Below are 15,084 nucleotides of genomic sequence, written 5' to 3'. Positions count from 1 at the left end.
CAATCAATATTAATCATTCAGCAAAGTAGGTGAGTACTATGCACATTATCGGAAACGTCTCCATTTATTTGGCATTCTTTCTATCTATTTATGCGTTCGTTGCGTTTGTTCTTGGTATCAAAAAACAGGATCAGCGATTGATCGACAGCGGTAAAGGAGCAACGATGGGGATTTTTATCTTAGCGAGTATTTCTATGACACTCATGTTCTATTTGCTAGGAACAAGTCAGCTTCAGTTCCAGTACGTTTATCAATACAGTAGTACAGATTTACCAATTATCTATAAATTGGCTGCACTTTGGGCAGGAAACGCAGGTTCGCTCTTGTTATGGACCTTTTTCCTCGCCATGTATAGCGCAATGGTTGCCTTTTCTAAAAAAATGAAACGGAACCCAATGACACCATACATTGTTAGCATTCTTATGTTAAATGTGATTTTCTTTTATCTTATTTTAAGTTTTGTCACCCAACCATTTACGTTAATGGACGGTGTTCCTCCAGAAGGAAGAGGATTAAATCCGATGTTACAAGATCCGGGGATGATCTTCCATCCAGTGACGCTTTATTTAGGTTATGTCGGTCTAGCAGTGCCTTTTGCCTTTGCTATCGCATCTTTGATTGTGAAAAACATGGACGCGTTTTGGATTCAAATGACGCGAAGATGGACAATTATTGCTTGGGCATTTCTAACACTTGGAAATGTGATTGGTGGATATTGGGCTTACATGGAACTGGGGTGGGGAGGTTACTGGGCATGGGATCCGGTGGAAAATGCCTCATTTATGCCTTGGCTCACTGTCACAGCTTATCTTCACTCGGTAATGATTCAGGAACGGAAAAACATGTTGAAAATATGGAACTTGAGTTTGATCATCCTTTCTTACTCTTTAACCCTGTTTGGAACATTTCTTGTCCGTAGTGGTGTACTTACCTCGGTACATGCCTTTGGCGAAACGAATTTAGGGGCATATTTCCTTGTATTTATGGCGTTCATGGTGCTTTTATCCATGTATGTGTTGATGAGTCGTTATCATTTAATTAAACAAGATACGGGACAATTTGAATCGTTTGTCTCAAAAGAAAGTTCATTTCTAGTTAATAATTTGATTATATTAGGAGCAACTTTTGCTGTGTTTTGGGGAACGGTGTTTCCGCTAGTGAGCGAAGCCGTTACCGGAAACAAAGTTACCGTAGGTGTGCCATTTTTTAACACGGTCATGTCACCGATTTTATTAGCACTATTATTCATCATGGCGATTTGCCCGCTTATTGCGTGGCAACGGTCCAGTTTGAAAAATATCCGTGACAACTTTCTCATACCAGCCATTATCAGTTTGGTGATTGCAGGTATCGTTGTTGCTATGGGTATAAGAGATGCTTATCCAGTCATATCGTTTTCGATCATATCGTTTATGGTATTAACTCACCTCGTCGAATTTATTCGTGGGACGAAAGCGAGAAGAAAAGTAACGAAAGAAGCTTATCCCGTAGCTCTCGTCAGACTAATGATTCGAAGCCGCAGAAGATACGGTGGTTACATTGTTCACTTAGGTATTGCACTGATTGCTTTTGGGATTGTTGGATCTAACTTTGATATTGAACGGATGGAAACACTCCGCATCGGAGAGTCGATGGATATTGATCGCTATACATTAACGTATGAAGCGCTAGATCAACGAAGCGATGGCGTAAATGATGTTGTTTATGCAAACATACTAGTAGAAAAAGACGGTAAAAACTTAGGATATATTCAACCAGAGCGAATGTTTTACTTGAACTGGGAAGAACCATCAACAGAAGTTGCTGTTCGAAGCACCCTTCGAGAAGATTTATACGTTGTGTTAAGTGCTTGGGAAGAAGATCAACGAGCAACCTTTCAAGTGAAAATTAACCCGTTGGTCAAGTGGATTTGGGTAGGTAGCTATGTTCTCATTATTGGAGCGATATTCGCTATATGGGGAGGGCGGTACGGTCAAGTATCACCTAGATATGCAGGACCTGAAAGGAAGGTGCATTAGCAATGATTGGTCGAATGCTTATGATTGTGGCCCTCATGTTTATCGTCGCTGTTCCTACTATGGCACAAGGAGATTACGACCGAAATTCACCAGAATTTCGAGAAAATACGTCCCAGTTTATGTGTTTGTGCGGCTGCGGACAAGATCATTTTGAATGCAACATGGAAGGTTGTGGCTTAAACGAGCAGTTCAAGACAGAAATACTTGAAATGATGAATGATGATGGCTACGACAAAAGTGAAATTAAAGAGCATTACGTCGCAATGTATGGAGAAGTTATATTGACGGCACCGGAAAAAAGCGGTTTTAGTTTAACGGCATGGGTGACACCGTTTATTTTATTAGGAGGTGCGGGCGGTGGAATCATTTATTTGATTCGCAAATGGGTTCGAAAGTCGAAACAATTAATGAAACCGGAACTACCCAACGGACTAGAGGATGAGACAGAAAGTGATATTCTACATTCCCTCATTGATGAAGAACGAAAAAAGCATTTTTAAGGTGTGATAATGATGGTGAAAAAGCTGAAAATGTTGCCTGTTCTTTTTGCCTTGATGTTCCTTGTTATGCCAACTTTTCATGGGGAAGAAATGCATGATACGAACTCGTCAGAAGTAAAAGAAATCGCCAGTAAGTTATCAATGGAAGGGCATAGCGAACATGAGTTAGCTACTTGTTCTACGAAAAATCGCTACTATGAGGAAATTGCTGAAATGTTAAATGAAGGATACACCGATGAAGAGGTCTTGGCGGAATATGAAGCGATGTATGGTGAACAAGGTCTTCGGGCACCAAAAACAACTGGATTTAGTATCTTTGCCTGGACGATTCCTTTCCTCGTTTTAGGTGTTGGTTCTACTGTATTTTTCATGAGAGTGAAACGACACGTAATCGATGAAGGAACAAAAGAGGAAAACGGAACAAATGCTAGGACTGAAGAGTCACAGGATGATCCGGAAGATGAAGTGATTCGAGCAATTATTGAAGAAGAAAAAAGAAAGCATTTTTAGTAAAAAGCATGTCAAAGACTTTTACCTTATTCTTATGGTGAGAGCGAAGTTTTCTAAGTAGGGTGTGATAACAGTGGGATATATCGTAAGCACACTGATTGTCGGTCTATGTCTCTACCTTGTTATTCAGCCGTTTCTTTCTGGTAAGAAACAACAATGGCGAACCGATGAGCTAAAAGACGATTTGGACGATCTGACGCTTGAGCAAGCATATGCAACGATTAATGAGCTTGAAATGGAATATAACATGGGCAAGTTACCAGAGAAAGATTATCAATCATTGAAAAACCAATACGAGCGGATTGCCGCGAAAAAATTAAAAGAGGATGCTTATTCTTCTGAAACTGAAAGCAAAACAGACGAACGAGAAAATGACGATGATAGGAGAGATTCGTCGATTGAAGATGAAATTGACAAAGAATTAGCTGAAATGAGGAAGCTGCGAAAGGGGGAGTAAACAATGTTTGATTGGTTCATTGTGGCAGGTGTTTCAAGTTACACCCCATCCCTCCATCCGCAAGGTCATATGAACATGTGGTATAGCTCTCCTTTAACAAGGTTTGAACCCCACTTGGTGACAGCTTTGCTAGCAATCATTATTATCTTTGGTGTCAGTTATTTTATCCATGTGAAACGAAAGCATGCAGACAAGGAATCGCAGTGGACGTCAACCGAGGAGGAAAAAACGTTCCAAGATTTAATGTCAAAGAAAAACATTACTCTGAAGAAACTACTAGAACTTGAGGAAGCTTATGACAGAGGCGAGCTGAGCGAAATGGATTATCAGCAGAAAACAGAAGCTTATAAAGCGTATTTGCATAAAGTAAAAAAGCAATTAAATGAGTTTTTGACCTAAGTTTAAAAATAAGAAATACGTTCATTAAACATTTGGTCATATCGAAAGCGGGGGATCAAGATGATTGAAACAATAGGAATTACAAAAACGATAGGAGAAAAAATGATCCTTCGCGGGGTAAATCTTCGCATTAATCAAGGAGAGTCTGTGGCCATATTAGGAACAAATGGTGCAGGGAAAAGTACATGGTTGAAAATCGTTGCCGGCCTTCTAAAACAGTCTAGTGGTGACGTGTTACTAGACGGTGTGCCACGAAAAAAAGATGATTATTCCAAGCAACAGAGGATGGGCTACTTAGGGCATCAAAGCTTTCTCTATGAGGCTTTTTCTCCTGTTGAAAACCTTCATTTTTTTGCAAAACTATATCAACTTAAGTCACCAGATGAACGTATTCATAAATTAATTGATGACGTTGGTTTGTCGTTTTTCAAACATGAGCCTATCCGTTCCTTTTCAAGAGGAATGATTCAGAGACTTGCTATTGCGAGAGCGATCCTTCATGAACCTAACGTGTTGTTATTAGATGAACCTCATACTGGATTGGATCAGCAAGCTGTTTCATTATTTAACCGACTACTGCTCGATTTAAAGGCAGAAGGTGTGACAATTATTATGGTAACCCATGACTTCCCACAAATAAGTACGATCTGTGATCGAGCGGTTATTCTAAGAAAAGGAAGAATTGCCGAAGATGAATGGATCCAGGGGCGACCAGTTAGTTGGATTCATTCGTTGTACGATGGGGAGGCGTTGTCATCATGAAGCACCTATTTGCTCCGGCGATGGCAATCGCTTGGAAAGACCTTTATGCGGAATGGAAAACGAAACAAACGATTACAACGATGCTTATATTTTCTGGGTTAGTGATTGTCACGTTTAGCTTTGCATTTGATCCGTCCAACCAGGCTGTTTCTGCACTCGTTCCAGGCATGATTTGGGTGATTACGATCTTTTCAGGGATTCTTGGTTTGAATCGATCGTTTATGCAAGAGAAACAGAACGATCATTTACATGGATTGATGGTTGCACCTGTGGATCCTTCAGCTATTTATTTAGGTAAGTGTATGGCTAACTTGGTGTTTGTCCTACTCGTTCAACTAATCTCCGTACCACTTTTGTTTTTATTATTTGACTTTCATGTCATTACAGGTGTTGGTCTTATTTATTTTGTGATGATTGTCTTTTTAGGAACATTTGGTTTTATCGCTGTGGGGACGCTACTAGCTGCATTGGCAACACATTCCAAAAGCAGCGAAATGCTCTTACCGATTTTACTTTTTCCGCTCGTGACACCTATTGTCATTGCGGCCGTGCAGGCGACAAGAATTGTGTTAGTCGATCAAGAAGGGGTATCTGCGGCCTTAAGTTGGATGCAGTTAATGGCTGCGTATGATGTGATTTTCTTTGTTGTAGGATTTTTATTATTTGAACATGTGCTGGAGGTGTAAGAGATGACAAATGATCGTGATGAACTTACAGGAATGGTCCCAACGAAACTTCATAAAGTATTGCTGGCAATCGCTGTTCCAATGACGCTAGTAGCAATGTATCTCGTATTTATATGGACGCCTGTCGAAAGAATGATGGGACCAGTTCAAAAAATCTTTTACTTTCATGTCGCTTCGGCATGGAACGCATTTTTTGCCTTTTTTATCGTTTTTGTCTTTAGCTTGCTTTATTTATTTACAAAAAAACGGGCTTATGACTTAATTGCTGGAGTCAGTGGTGAGATAGGTGTCATTTTTACGGCGATTGTTTTAACAACAGGACCTATTTGGGCCAGGTCCGCTTGGAATACTTGGTGGACATGGGAGCCAAGGTTAACGACGACGTTGATTTTGCTATTCATGTATATAGCTTATATTATGATTCGAAATTTAGACATGGAATGGCAGAAACGGGCTAGATTAGCTGCTGTTTTTGGAATCATTGGTTTTGCGAATGTACCGATCGTTTATATGTCGATTCGCTGGTGGGAGTCTAATTTACACCCTGTTGTTATGTCTGAAGGAGAAAGTGCAGGCGGCGGTTTAGAACCTAGCATGCTGTTTACACTCATATTTTCCGTTTTTACACTTATGCTTATTTATTTCATCCTTTTACAAAAAGGGTTATACGTAGAAAAACTTAAATTACACGTGAAGAAGATGAAGGCAAAAGAACAAGAGAAAATGATTTCCTAAGGAGGAGAGAACGTTATGACGTATTTATTTGCAGCTTATTCTATTATTTGGTTGTTGATTGCGGGGTATGTGTGGGCGATTGGAAAAAGACAAAATGATGCGATGAAGGAATTGCAGTTTATTCGCGAAATGAAAGAAGACTAAGCCCGGTGATCCGAGAGAGGGGGGAGGTTCTATGAATAAGACAAAATGGATCCAAGGGTTTACAGGGGTGTTTGTGATAGGAATATTAATTACGTTTGTCCTTGGTCTGCGAGTCCAAGGAGATACAGTTGGCATAGGTGATCCCTCATATGATTTCCAACTTGAAGATCAATCGGGAGAAATATATCAGCTATCGGACTTCGAAGGAAAACCAGTCGTATTAAATTTCTTCTCAACGTGGTGTAAACCTTGTGAAGCACAAGCACCAGAAATGATGCAATTTACGGAAGAATATGACGGGGATGTTCAAGTATTTACGATCGTTAAATCAGAATCCAAACGAGCTGTAGAGCGATTCATCGAAAAAACAGGCTTTACTGATAAAACTTATGTGTTTGATTTTGACCTTCACGTCTCGCAGCGCTATGGTATTATTGGTCAACCAGAAACCGTTATTATCGATGAAAACGGGATTGTCGTTGATCATATCGTTGGATCTGTAACGAGAGATGTCATGGCAAAGAAAGTAAGTGACTTGATGAAACAATAAAGAAGGTAAACGAACGGACTACTTTTGTAGTCCGCTTTTTGTTCCATTTGTATGTGAACTTAGTTGCCTTCTGAAGCAAAACATCGTACAATTTTCATGCATAGATTAAAAAGGTTGTGAGAAAATGGCTTCTATAAAGGAACAAGAAGATATATATTATATGAAGAAAGCCATATTAGAAGCGAGGAAAGCGGAAGAGATAGGAGAAGTTCCGATCGGTGCTGTTATTGTGAAAGGTGGAAAGGTAATCGCTCGCGGATACAATCAGCGAGAAATACATCAAGCAGCAACAGCTCACGCAGAACTAGTCACTATCGATGAAGCATGCCATAACTTGGGCAGCTGGCGTTTAGAGGAATGCACGTTATATGTGACGTTAGAACCTTGTCCAATGTGCGCTGGTGCCATTGTTCAATCGAGGATTTCTCGAGTCGTTTATGGAGCATCTGACTTGAAAGCTGGATGCTGTGGGACATTGATGAACCTGCTCGATGAACCACGTTTTAATCATCAAACACCTGTGACAAGTGGTGTATTAGCTGAGGAGACTGGGAATTTGTTAACCGATTTTTTTCGGAAGCTTCGGGCAGAAAAAAAGAAGCATAAACAACAGGATTAGTCATGATCGATAGAAGGGTATAGTAAAATATCACTAAGACATGAATTGGAGGGATAAACGTGAGACCAAATCAAATATCGTTGGAAACAGCACAGATGATTTCTAAGAAACTAAAGATGCCACTTGAACATGTCATGCATACACCACCTCATATTTTAATGGAAAAATTAAAAAAGGTAGAAGAGTCAGAAGAAAGCATGGAGGATAAAGATTAAAAATATTACTAAATAAGCGGTTTTTATTGGTGTGAAATGTGCGTTGTGTATTTTATACTTCATTTGGACAAACTTGTCAGTGATCGTTTCGATGCTAACTATTGCAATTATACTAAAAAACCACTATACTAATATTTGCGTCGTTAAAAGGCGCCTAACAATATTATTAACTTTGTCGTGCTAAGCGGGGAGGTAGCGGTGCCCTGTACTCGCAATCCGCTATAGCGAGGCCGAATCCCTTTCCTAGGTTACATTTTTTCATGGTCTGCCCTGAGTAAGTGGTGTTGACATCCGGGTTCCGCGCAACGGAATCCTGTGAATCCTGTCAGGTCCGGAAGGAAGCAGCAGTAAGCAGGTCGTTCCGTGTGCCGCGGAGTTGCCTGGATCGAGCAAACTGCTCAGGTAACGCTTGAGGGAATGTGATCGAAGAAAGGTGCACGGCATTTAATTATAACTTATGCTTTAGAAAGCTATCCAAATATGGATAGCTTTTTTGTTATGTAAAAAAGTATTTTGAAGCTTTAAGGCAGAGTCGTCATGAAGGTATCACGAATGAATGGAATAATTATTAATGTCGGGACTATTGTCTATTTATCGTGGTTCATTTATTTATATCTGTACTTACTTCCGATATAATAGGATAATAGTAACGTATATTATCAATAAACGACTGGCGAAAATGGTATTTATTTACTAGCAGGAAGTCTGAACTAAGTGGGGATTATGATGAAATTAAAAACGAGAACGTTCTCAGTCAGTTTGATTAGCGTCACTGTACTATTAATTATTTTATTTTTATTTATAAATCCGCTATTACTAGAGAGATACATAGAATTGGAAGAAAGAACGATGTCCGATAACATTAAACGGGTGGAGTATGCGTTTGAAAGAGAGAAAAACTCGTTATATCAATTTGTCCGAGATTATGCAGTATGGGATGATACCTATTCATTTATACAACATCACCAGCAAAGCTACATCGAAAGTAACTGGGTGGAGGATACCTATCTTTCGAACAGTATTGAAATGGTTATGTATTTCGATGAATCAAATGAATTGGTTTATGAACGAGGGTATGACATTAAAGAAGAGGAACTAGTGTCCATAATTAATAAAATTGATTCAAGCGTTTTAGAGGAGTTTTTGACTAAACGGAAAACGGGCGTTGTATATGGAGAGGATGATATTCTCATGTTAGCCTCTCATCCTATTTACCCTAGCTTAGAAAATCAAACACCTAGAGGAACAATGATTACAGGCATTGCGATAACGGACCAGTTTGTTGAACAATTGGCAGATGCAGTCCAATTACCATTAGTTTTAAATGAACGAATTGATCCAATGTTAACTAATGAAAAGAGTATTGATATTATTGACGAAGAATCGATCAAAGGTTCCATGATACTTCCTTATGAAAACCATTCTGAAACGGGGAACCTTAGTTTTACGGTGAATCGAACGATATACCAGTCAGGCCAAAAAAGTTTATATTGGTTTTATTCTATCTATGCAGGATTTAGCATTGTTTTGACAACAATTATTCTCATGATATTAGATAAACATATATTATCGCGAGTTATTAACCTCTCGAAAGAATTTAAGTATATTAAGGAAACACAAGATTTGAGTAGAAGGGTTTCAACAAATAAGAAAGATGAAATAGGAGTGTTAGAAAACGGGTATAACCACATGCTAGATGTTCTTAACCACTCCCAAAAAGAAATACATGATATGGCAATGATCGATGGCTTGACTGGTTTACCGAATCGAAAGAGTTTCGTGGATCAATTAGAGAGAGATTCAAAGCAATTACCGATGACGATCATGTTTCTAGACATTGATTTATTTAAGCGTATTAATGATTCATTTGGTCATTATGCTGGAGACACCTTGTTGATCGAATTTGGAAAACGTTTAAAAACGTGTCTTGGAGAAGAAGGTACTGTCGGAAGATGGGGAGGGGATGAATTTGTTTTGGGTATCCCTAAACTAGATGAAGAAACGATATCAACTATAGCAAAGAATTTACTAAAGACCATTTCTGTTCCAGTTAACATCGGGACTTCTTCTTTCGAAGTGACAACGAGTATAGGCATTAGCCAATTCCCCATCGACGATAGAAGTGTGGAGAAAGTGATCCAAAATGCAGATATCGCTATGTATGAAGCGAAGCGATCGGGAAAAAATCAATATCAGTACTATAAAAACATAAAAAAGAGTGCTTACTTTCATAACTTTGTTACGCTAGAGAAAGAGTTAACAGAAGCATTAAATAACGACGAATTTGTGCTGTATTTTCAACCGATAGTCGATAAGATTGCAAAAACGATTTGCAGTGTAGAGGCATTAATTCGTTGGCAGCATCCTAATAAAGGACTTATTCCTCCAGATGAGTTTATTTCAGCAGCAGAAGAAATCGGTATGATGCCCGCTATTGGAGAGTGGGTATTAAAAGAGGGGATTCGTCAATTAAAAGAGTGGCACGAAATGGGATTAGTAGGCTTAACATTATCAATCAATGTTTCAAAAACACAAATGATGGATGAAAAATTTATTTCTTTTTTAATAGAACAATTAAAATACAATAAGATGGATCCGTCTTTTATCGCATTAGAAATTACCGAAAGCGATGTTAGTGGATCTTTAGATAAAGTCGTAGAATTCACGAGCCAATTAAAAGAAATAGGTATGAAAGTTTCATTAGATGACTTTGGAAAAGGCCTTTCCTCCTTAAATTTTTTGAAGGAAATTCAAGTGGATCAATTGAAAATAGATAGGCTATTTATACAAAACATACCTGCCGAATCATTTGATACTGCTCTACTTTCAGGAATTGTTGCCCTTTGTGAAGGATTGAATATTGATGTTGTAACAGAAGGGGTTGAAACGAAAGCCCAATTAGATTTTTTAGTTACGTTAGAAACAAAAATGCAAGGTTACTATTTCAGTAAACCAGTTCCTCCAATCGAAATGAAACAGCAACTAGAGGCGGTAAAGGAAAAAGTTTTTGGAGAAGTAACGTGACTAGGCATATTCATAAACATTATTTGAGAGGTATAAATGCATCCTAATCAGGCTTGTCGCTAAATAGCGGTGAGCCTTGTGCCTGTTCTTTTAAGATTCATTTTGAAAAACAGCCTATGAATCGGTATAATAGGAATGAACTGAGTAGATCGAAACAATCCCTTCTTATTTTTCAAAGATGGGAAGTGGGTTTAGCAGAGGTTGATGAAAGAGGGTAGGTTGAGAGTTATGAGTTACCAAGCTTTATATCGAGTGTGGCGTCCAAGACAATTGACAGATGTTGTTGGTCAGGAGCACATAACGAAAACATTGAAAAATGCGTTGCTCCAAGATAAGTTCTCTCACGCCTACCTTTTCACAGGGCCTCGAGGGACAGGGAAAACGAGTGCAGCAAAAATAATATCGAAAGCAATCAATTGCGAACGAGCACCGGTAGATGAACCTTGTAATCAATGCGATACGTGTAAAGGAATTCAGGACGGTAGTATCGTAGATGTGATTGAAATTGATGCAGCGAGTAACAACGGGGTAGATGAAATTCGTGACATTCGAGACAAGGTTAAGTTCGCCCCTAGTGCAGCCCGTTTTAAAGTGTACATCATTGATGAAGTGCATATGCTATCAACAGGCGCCTTTAACGCGTTATTAAAAACGTTAGAAGAACCGCCTCGTCATGTCATATTTATCCTTGCTACGACGGAGCCACATAAAATCCCGTTAACGATCATTTCTCGTTGTCAGAGATTCGATTTCAAACGAATTTCTGCTCATTCGATGATCGAAAGAATGCATGAAATTATAAGCACAACGGATACACGAGTAGATGAAGACGCACTTGCGCTTATTGCAAGAGCCTCTGAAGGTGGAATGAGAGATGCCCTTAGTTTACTGGATCAAGCGATTTCATATTCAGATGACTCTGTCACAGCAGACGATGTTTTATCCATTATTGGTGCGGTATCACAACAACTAATTCATCAAGTTGTACAATCGATTCATTCCGGTGAAGTAGGAGAAGGTCTTCAAGCGATTGATAAACTGATGAAAGAAGGAAAAGATGCAAATAGATTTATAGAAGATTTGATTTTCTTTTTCAGAGATGTCTTAATGGTAAAAGCAGCCCCACAGCTCGATGAATCAAAAGATCGAGTCACAGGTGATGAGGCTTTCCAGCAAGTCGTTGAACAATTAGATCAAGCATGGATATTTGCGATGTTAGATCGACTCAATCACTTTCAACATGAAATGAAGTGGGCGAGTCATCCTCAAGTTTTTTTAGAAATGTTTATTGTCCAAGCTTGTCAAAAATCGACTCCATTAGCATCTTCCAATGGAGCGGATGTGCAATTAGATGAGAACGAAACAATAAAAATACTTCAGCGAAAAGTCAAAGAGTTGGAAAAAACGTTAAAAGAAATGGCTCAAGGTGGAGCGGTTAAACAAACTGGTTCCCAAAGCGCAGAGTCAAGTAAGCCGAAACCTCGACAAGCAGCAAATAGTGCAAAAAGCAGAGCTCATGTGAACAAAGTAAAAGAGATGCTTCACGATGCATCGAAGCAGCACCTTCAATCACTTCATTCAGGCTGGGGACAAATTATTGAACAAGTGAAACAAAAAAGCGTTCCTGCGTCTGCTTGGCTAAATGACTGCAAACCAGTAGCCTGTTCTGATAATAAATTTGTTTTGGCGTTTCGAAATGAAATGCACCGAGATATGGTGGATGAGAAGTTTCGTGAAATGGTAGAGGAATCAGCTACTATTGTTGCACAACGAGATCTAACGATGCTTACGCTATTAGCTCCACATTGGGAAGAGATAAAGGAAGCTTACGTTAAAGAGCAAAAGCAAAAAGACGCTGGTGAAGGATCCAATGAAGAAAACGGAGAACCTATGAAAGAAGAAAATCCATTAATCGATGAAGCTGTTAAATTAGTCGGCCGAGATTTACTGGAGATAAAAGAATAATTAAATCATGATAAAAGAGAGGGAGATACAAAAATGAAAAACATGGGTAATATGATGAAGCAGATGCAAAAAATGCAAAAAGACATGGCAAAAGCTCAAGAGCAATTAAAGGAAGAAACAATTGAAGCAACTGCTGGTGGCGGTATGGTTAAAGTGATAGCTAGTGGTGAGAAGCGCATCCTCGATATTCAAATTAATGAAGAAGCGGTTGATCCAGACGATGTGGAAATGCTAGAGGACTTAGTTTTAGCGGCAACGAATGAAGCTTTATCTAAAGTAGATGAGCTAGTTAATGAAAGAATGGGCAAATTCACAAAAGGCATGAACTTACCAGGAATGATGTAATCAAATAGTTATATTAACAGGTAGAGATCATTTGGTGGAGCAATAGCTTAGAATGGCGAATGTTCGTGATAAACGAAGTTTGTTGCAACAGATTACTTTCTTGTTATTATTTCAACGGTTACGACTATATATTTAAAAAAGGGATTTATAGCAAGATTGTTGCTCCGAGAAAATCGACAGCTCATCTCTATAAAACTCATGTAAACCATTCTTGTTTCTGAATGGTCAAGGAAAGGCTTGGTTATTATACCAAGTCTTTTCTATGTAAATGTGATTGAACAAACGAATGTTATCTGAACGAAGAAGGAGGGCAACTAACTATGCAGTACCCACAACCAATTTCGAAGTTAATTGAAGGATTTATGAGGTTACCAGGCATCGGTCCAAAAACAGCAGCTAGATTAGCGTTTTATGTATTAGATATGAAGGAAGAAGATGTCCTTGATTTTGCGAAAGCATTAGTAAATGCAAAGCGAGAGCTTACCTATTGTAAAATTTGTCACCATATTACAGATACAGACCCTTGTCGCATGTGTGATGATAAATCTCGAGACCAATCAATGATTTGTGTAGTTCAAGAATCGAGAGACGTTATAGCCATGGAAAAAATGAGGGAATACACTGGTTTATATCACGTGCTGCACGGTGCGATTTCTCCTGTAGATGGAATTGGGCCTGAAGATATTTATATACCAGATCTTTTAAAACGTCTCCAAGACGATACCGTCGAAGAATTAATCATCGCAACGAATCCTAATATAGAAGGAGAAGCAACAGCCATGTATATTTCTCGTCTCATTAAACCAACAGGTATTAAAGTAACAAGGTTAGCGCATGGACTCCCTGTCGGTGGTGATTTGGAATATGCTGATGAAGTTACTTTATCAAAAGCAATTGAAGGAAGAAGAGAAATATAAGTATTTAACGAATGATTAGAAATGGAATAATCAAAGAATTTACATGCTTTATAAAGACAAGTAGAAGGTTGTGATTTGTGATGATGAGAAAAAGAAAGAGAAAACTTCGGCGAGAAACAGATGAAGAATTGATTTCGTTGCTAGATCGAATTAAAGAAAAGGCAGATCAGCATGAATCCTATCTAAAAAACTCGATACATCATGGTGGATACGTAGAAAGTGTTTCTAGGTTAGAACGAGCGAAATATTTATTTCTATTAAGAGAAGCGAGAGCTAGAAGGACCACATCATCCTAAATTCTAATGGAGCATTGGATGGTAAAGTCTTTCTAGATAGACTAAAAACAATGCGTAAATGGTCAAGTCGGTTATTGGTTCTATTTATTATCGTTTGGACATACACTAAACCGAACCTACTTCATGAATATGAAAAGAATGGACAGGCGCATCGTTTGTCTTAGGTTCAGTTCAGTAAATTATGAAAAGGGGATGTTCAAACATGGAACCTGTAGTTGTCTTGTCGCTTCTTGCTGCGATGGTTTTTTTATTACTTATATTAGGTGCACCGGTGAAATCAATCAAATGGATAGGAAGTGGAGCGATTCGACTTCTTGTTGGAGCGTTGTTACTTTTTTTCTTGAATACATTTGGAACGCTATTTGATTATAGCTTACCGATTAATGCTTTCACGGCGGCAGTTTCAGGTTTTTTGGGTGTGCCGGGTATTGTTGCGCTTATTTTCACTGACTTATTAATTATTCGTTAACAAAAGAGATAGGTTATTCTCCTCAAGAGATACAAGTAACAACGTGTTACAATTATTGAATCAAGTAGTTGTTTATCCGCTAGGTGATGAAGAAAATATAAACTTCCTTAAATCTATTGACTTCATTTTCTGAGCGTGGTATATTATTACTTGTCGCCAACGAGGAAGACATTCAGTCATTCACGTCAGCGAGAAAGAAATTATAGAATGTTGTTGACATAGATGGTGTAAATGTGGTATATTTATTAAGTCGCCAAAAACGACATTAGCAACAAATTGACCTTTGAAAACTAAACAAGAAGCCAAGCGAAGTGGGATATTTTAAAATATCCCGTCAATAGAAACAAATCGTTGAATGGAAACATTCGACAAACGCCAGACGAAAGTTTGGTTTTGATGTCATGGACATCAAACTTGATGAAAAGTCATCATACTTTATCGGAGAGTTTGATCCTGGCTCAGGACGAACGCTG

Annotated in this window: 18 protein-coding genes and 1 other RNA gene; all 19 read left to right on the top strand. The window is 38.6% G+C overall.

Annotated elements, in window-relative coordinates; genetic code table 11:
* Positions 1–38 precede the first annotated feature (38 nt).
* Complete coding sequence (locus QDN89_RS21500) at positions 39–2,018, top strand: heme lyase CcmF/NrfE family subunit (protein WP_280772245.1); 1,980 nt, start codon at positions 39–41, stop codon at positions 2,016–2,018.
* 2 nt (positions 2,019–2,020) lie between these two features.
* Positions 2,021–2,518 carry a cytochrome c-type biogenesis protein CcmH gene (locus tag QDN89_RS21495; RefSeq protein ID WP_280772244.1) on the top strand — a complete coding sequence of 166 codons (498 nt, stop codon included), beginning with the start codon at positions 2,021–2,023 and terminating at the stop codon, positions 2,516–2,518.
* A gap of 12 nt (positions 2,519–2,530) precedes the next feature.
* On the top strand, positions 2,531–3,028 hold the full coding sequence (locus QDN89_RS21490; protein ID WP_280772243.1) for a cytochrome c-type biogenesis protein CcmH: 498 nt from the start codon (positions 2,531–2,533) through the stop codon (positions 3,026–3,028).
* Positions 3,029–3,101: 73 nt separating this feature from the next.
* Positions 3,102–3,485 carry a hypothetical protein gene (locus tag QDN89_RS21485; protein WP_280772242.1) on the top strand — a complete coding sequence of 128 codons (384 nt, stop codon included), beginning with the start codon at positions 3,102–3,104 and terminating at the stop codon, positions 3,483–3,485.
* A 3-nt stretch (positions 3,486–3,488) separates the two neighbouring features.
* Positions 3,489–3,884 (top strand): hypothetical protein, encoded by a 396-nt coding sequence (locus QDN89_RS21480; protein ID WP_280772241.1) that lies wholly within the window; start codon positions 3,489–3,491, stop codon positions 3,882–3,884.
* Between the two features lie 60 nt (positions 3,885–3,944).
* Positions 3,945–4,646, top strand: coding sequence for a heme ABC exporter ATP-binding protein CcmA (gene ccmA / locus QDN89_RS21475; protein ID WP_280772240.1), 702 nt, complete (start codon positions 3,945–3,947; stop codon positions 4,644–4,646).
* The gene (locus tag QDN89_RS21470) at positions 4,643–5,332 is read left to right on the top strand and encodes a heme exporter protein CcmB (RefSeq protein ID WP_280772239.1); all 690 of its coding nucleotides are present in this window, start codon (positions 4,643–4,645) and stop codon (positions 5,330–5,332) included. The genes ccmA and QDN89_RS21470 overlap by 4 nt, the downstream gene beginning before the upstream one ends.
* Before the next feature lie 3 nt (positions 5,333–5,335).
* Positions 5,336–6,067, top strand: coding sequence for a cytochrome c biogenesis protein (locus tag QDN89_RS21465; RefSeq protein WP_280772238.1), 732 nt, complete (start codon positions 5,336–5,338; stop codon positions 6,065–6,067).
* A gap of 15 nt (positions 6,068–6,082) precedes the next feature.
* Positions 6,083–6,211 carry a CcmD family protein gene (locus tag QDN89_RS21460; protein WP_280772237.1) on the top strand — a complete coding sequence of 43 codons (129 nt, stop codon included), beginning with the start codon at positions 6,083–6,085 and terminating at the stop codon, positions 6,209–6,211.
* Positions 6,212–6,242: 31 nt separating this feature from the next.
* Positions 6,243–6,761, top strand: a complete 519-nt coding sequence (locus QDN89_RS21455; protein WP_280772236.1) for a TlpA family protein disulfide reductase — start codon at positions 6,243–6,245, stop codon at positions 6,759–6,761.
* A gap of 124 nt (positions 6,762–6,885) precedes the next feature.
* Positions 6,886–7,380: a tRNA adenosine(34) deaminase TadA gene (gene tadA / locus QDN89_RS21450; RefSeq protein WP_280772235.1), complete on the top strand. Its 495-nt coding sequence runs from the start codon at positions 6,886–6,888 to the stop codon at positions 7,378–7,380.
* Between the two features lie 59 nt (positions 7,381–7,439).
* Positions 7,440–7,595 (top strand): YycC family protein, encoded by a 156-nt coding sequence (locus tag QDN89_RS21445; protein ID WP_280772234.1) that lies wholly within the window; start codon positions 7,440–7,442, stop codon positions 7,593–7,595.
* A 175-nt stretch (positions 7,596–7,770) separates the two neighbouring features.
* Positions 7,771–8,036: signal recognition particle sRNA large type (gene ffs / locus QDN89_RS21440), an RNA gene on the top strand.
* A gap of 282 nt (positions 8,037–8,318) precedes the next feature.
* Complete coding sequence (locus tag QDN89_RS21435) at positions 8,319–10,619, top strand: EAL domain-containing protein (RefSeq protein WP_280772233.1); 2,301 nt, start codon at positions 8,319–8,321, stop codon at positions 10,617–10,619.
* A 228-nt stretch (positions 10,620–10,847) separates the two neighbouring features.
* Positions 10,848–12,584, top strand: coding sequence for a DNA polymerase III subunit gamma/tau (gene dnaX, locus QDN89_RS21430; RefSeq protein ID WP_280772232.1), 1,737 nt, complete (start codon positions 10,848–10,850; stop codon positions 12,582–12,584).
* 33 nt (positions 12,585–12,617) lie between these two features.
* Positions 12,618–12,929: a YbaB/EbfC family nucleoid-associated protein gene (locus QDN89_RS21425; RefSeq protein ID WP_280772231.1), complete on the top strand. Its 312-nt coding sequence runs from the start codon at positions 12,618–12,620 to the stop codon at positions 12,927–12,929.
* 320 nt (positions 12,930–13,249) lie between these two features.
* Positions 13,250–13,846, top strand: coding sequence for a recombination mediator RecR (gene recR / locus QDN89_RS21420; RefSeq protein WP_280772230.1), 597 nt, complete (start codon positions 13,250–13,252; stop codon positions 13,844–13,846).
* Between the two features lie 80 nt (positions 13,847–13,926).
* The gene (locus QDN89_RS21415) at positions 13,927–14,142 is read left to right on the top strand and encodes a DUF2508 family protein (RefSeq protein WP_280772229.1); all 216 of its coding nucleotides are present in this window, start codon (positions 13,927–13,929) and stop codon (positions 14,140–14,142) included.
* A gap of 202 nt (positions 14,143–14,344) precedes the next feature.
* On the top strand, positions 14,345–14,611 hold the full coding sequence (locus QDN89_RS21410) for a pro-sigmaK processing inhibitor BofA family protein (protein ID WP_280772228.1): 267 nt from the start codon (positions 14,345–14,347) through the stop codon (positions 14,609–14,611).
* Positions 14,612–15,084: the final 473 nt, after the last annotated feature.

The organism is Salipaludibacillus daqingensis, assembly GCF_029891575.1.
In the GTDB taxonomy this organism is placed as follows: Bacteria; Bacillota; Bacilli; order Bacillales; family Salisediminibacteriaceae; genus Salipaludibacillus; species Salipaludibacillus daqingensis.
The sequence above is the reverse complement of the archived record's forward strand: the minus strand, read 5'-3'. Positions and strand labels throughout refer to the sequence as shown.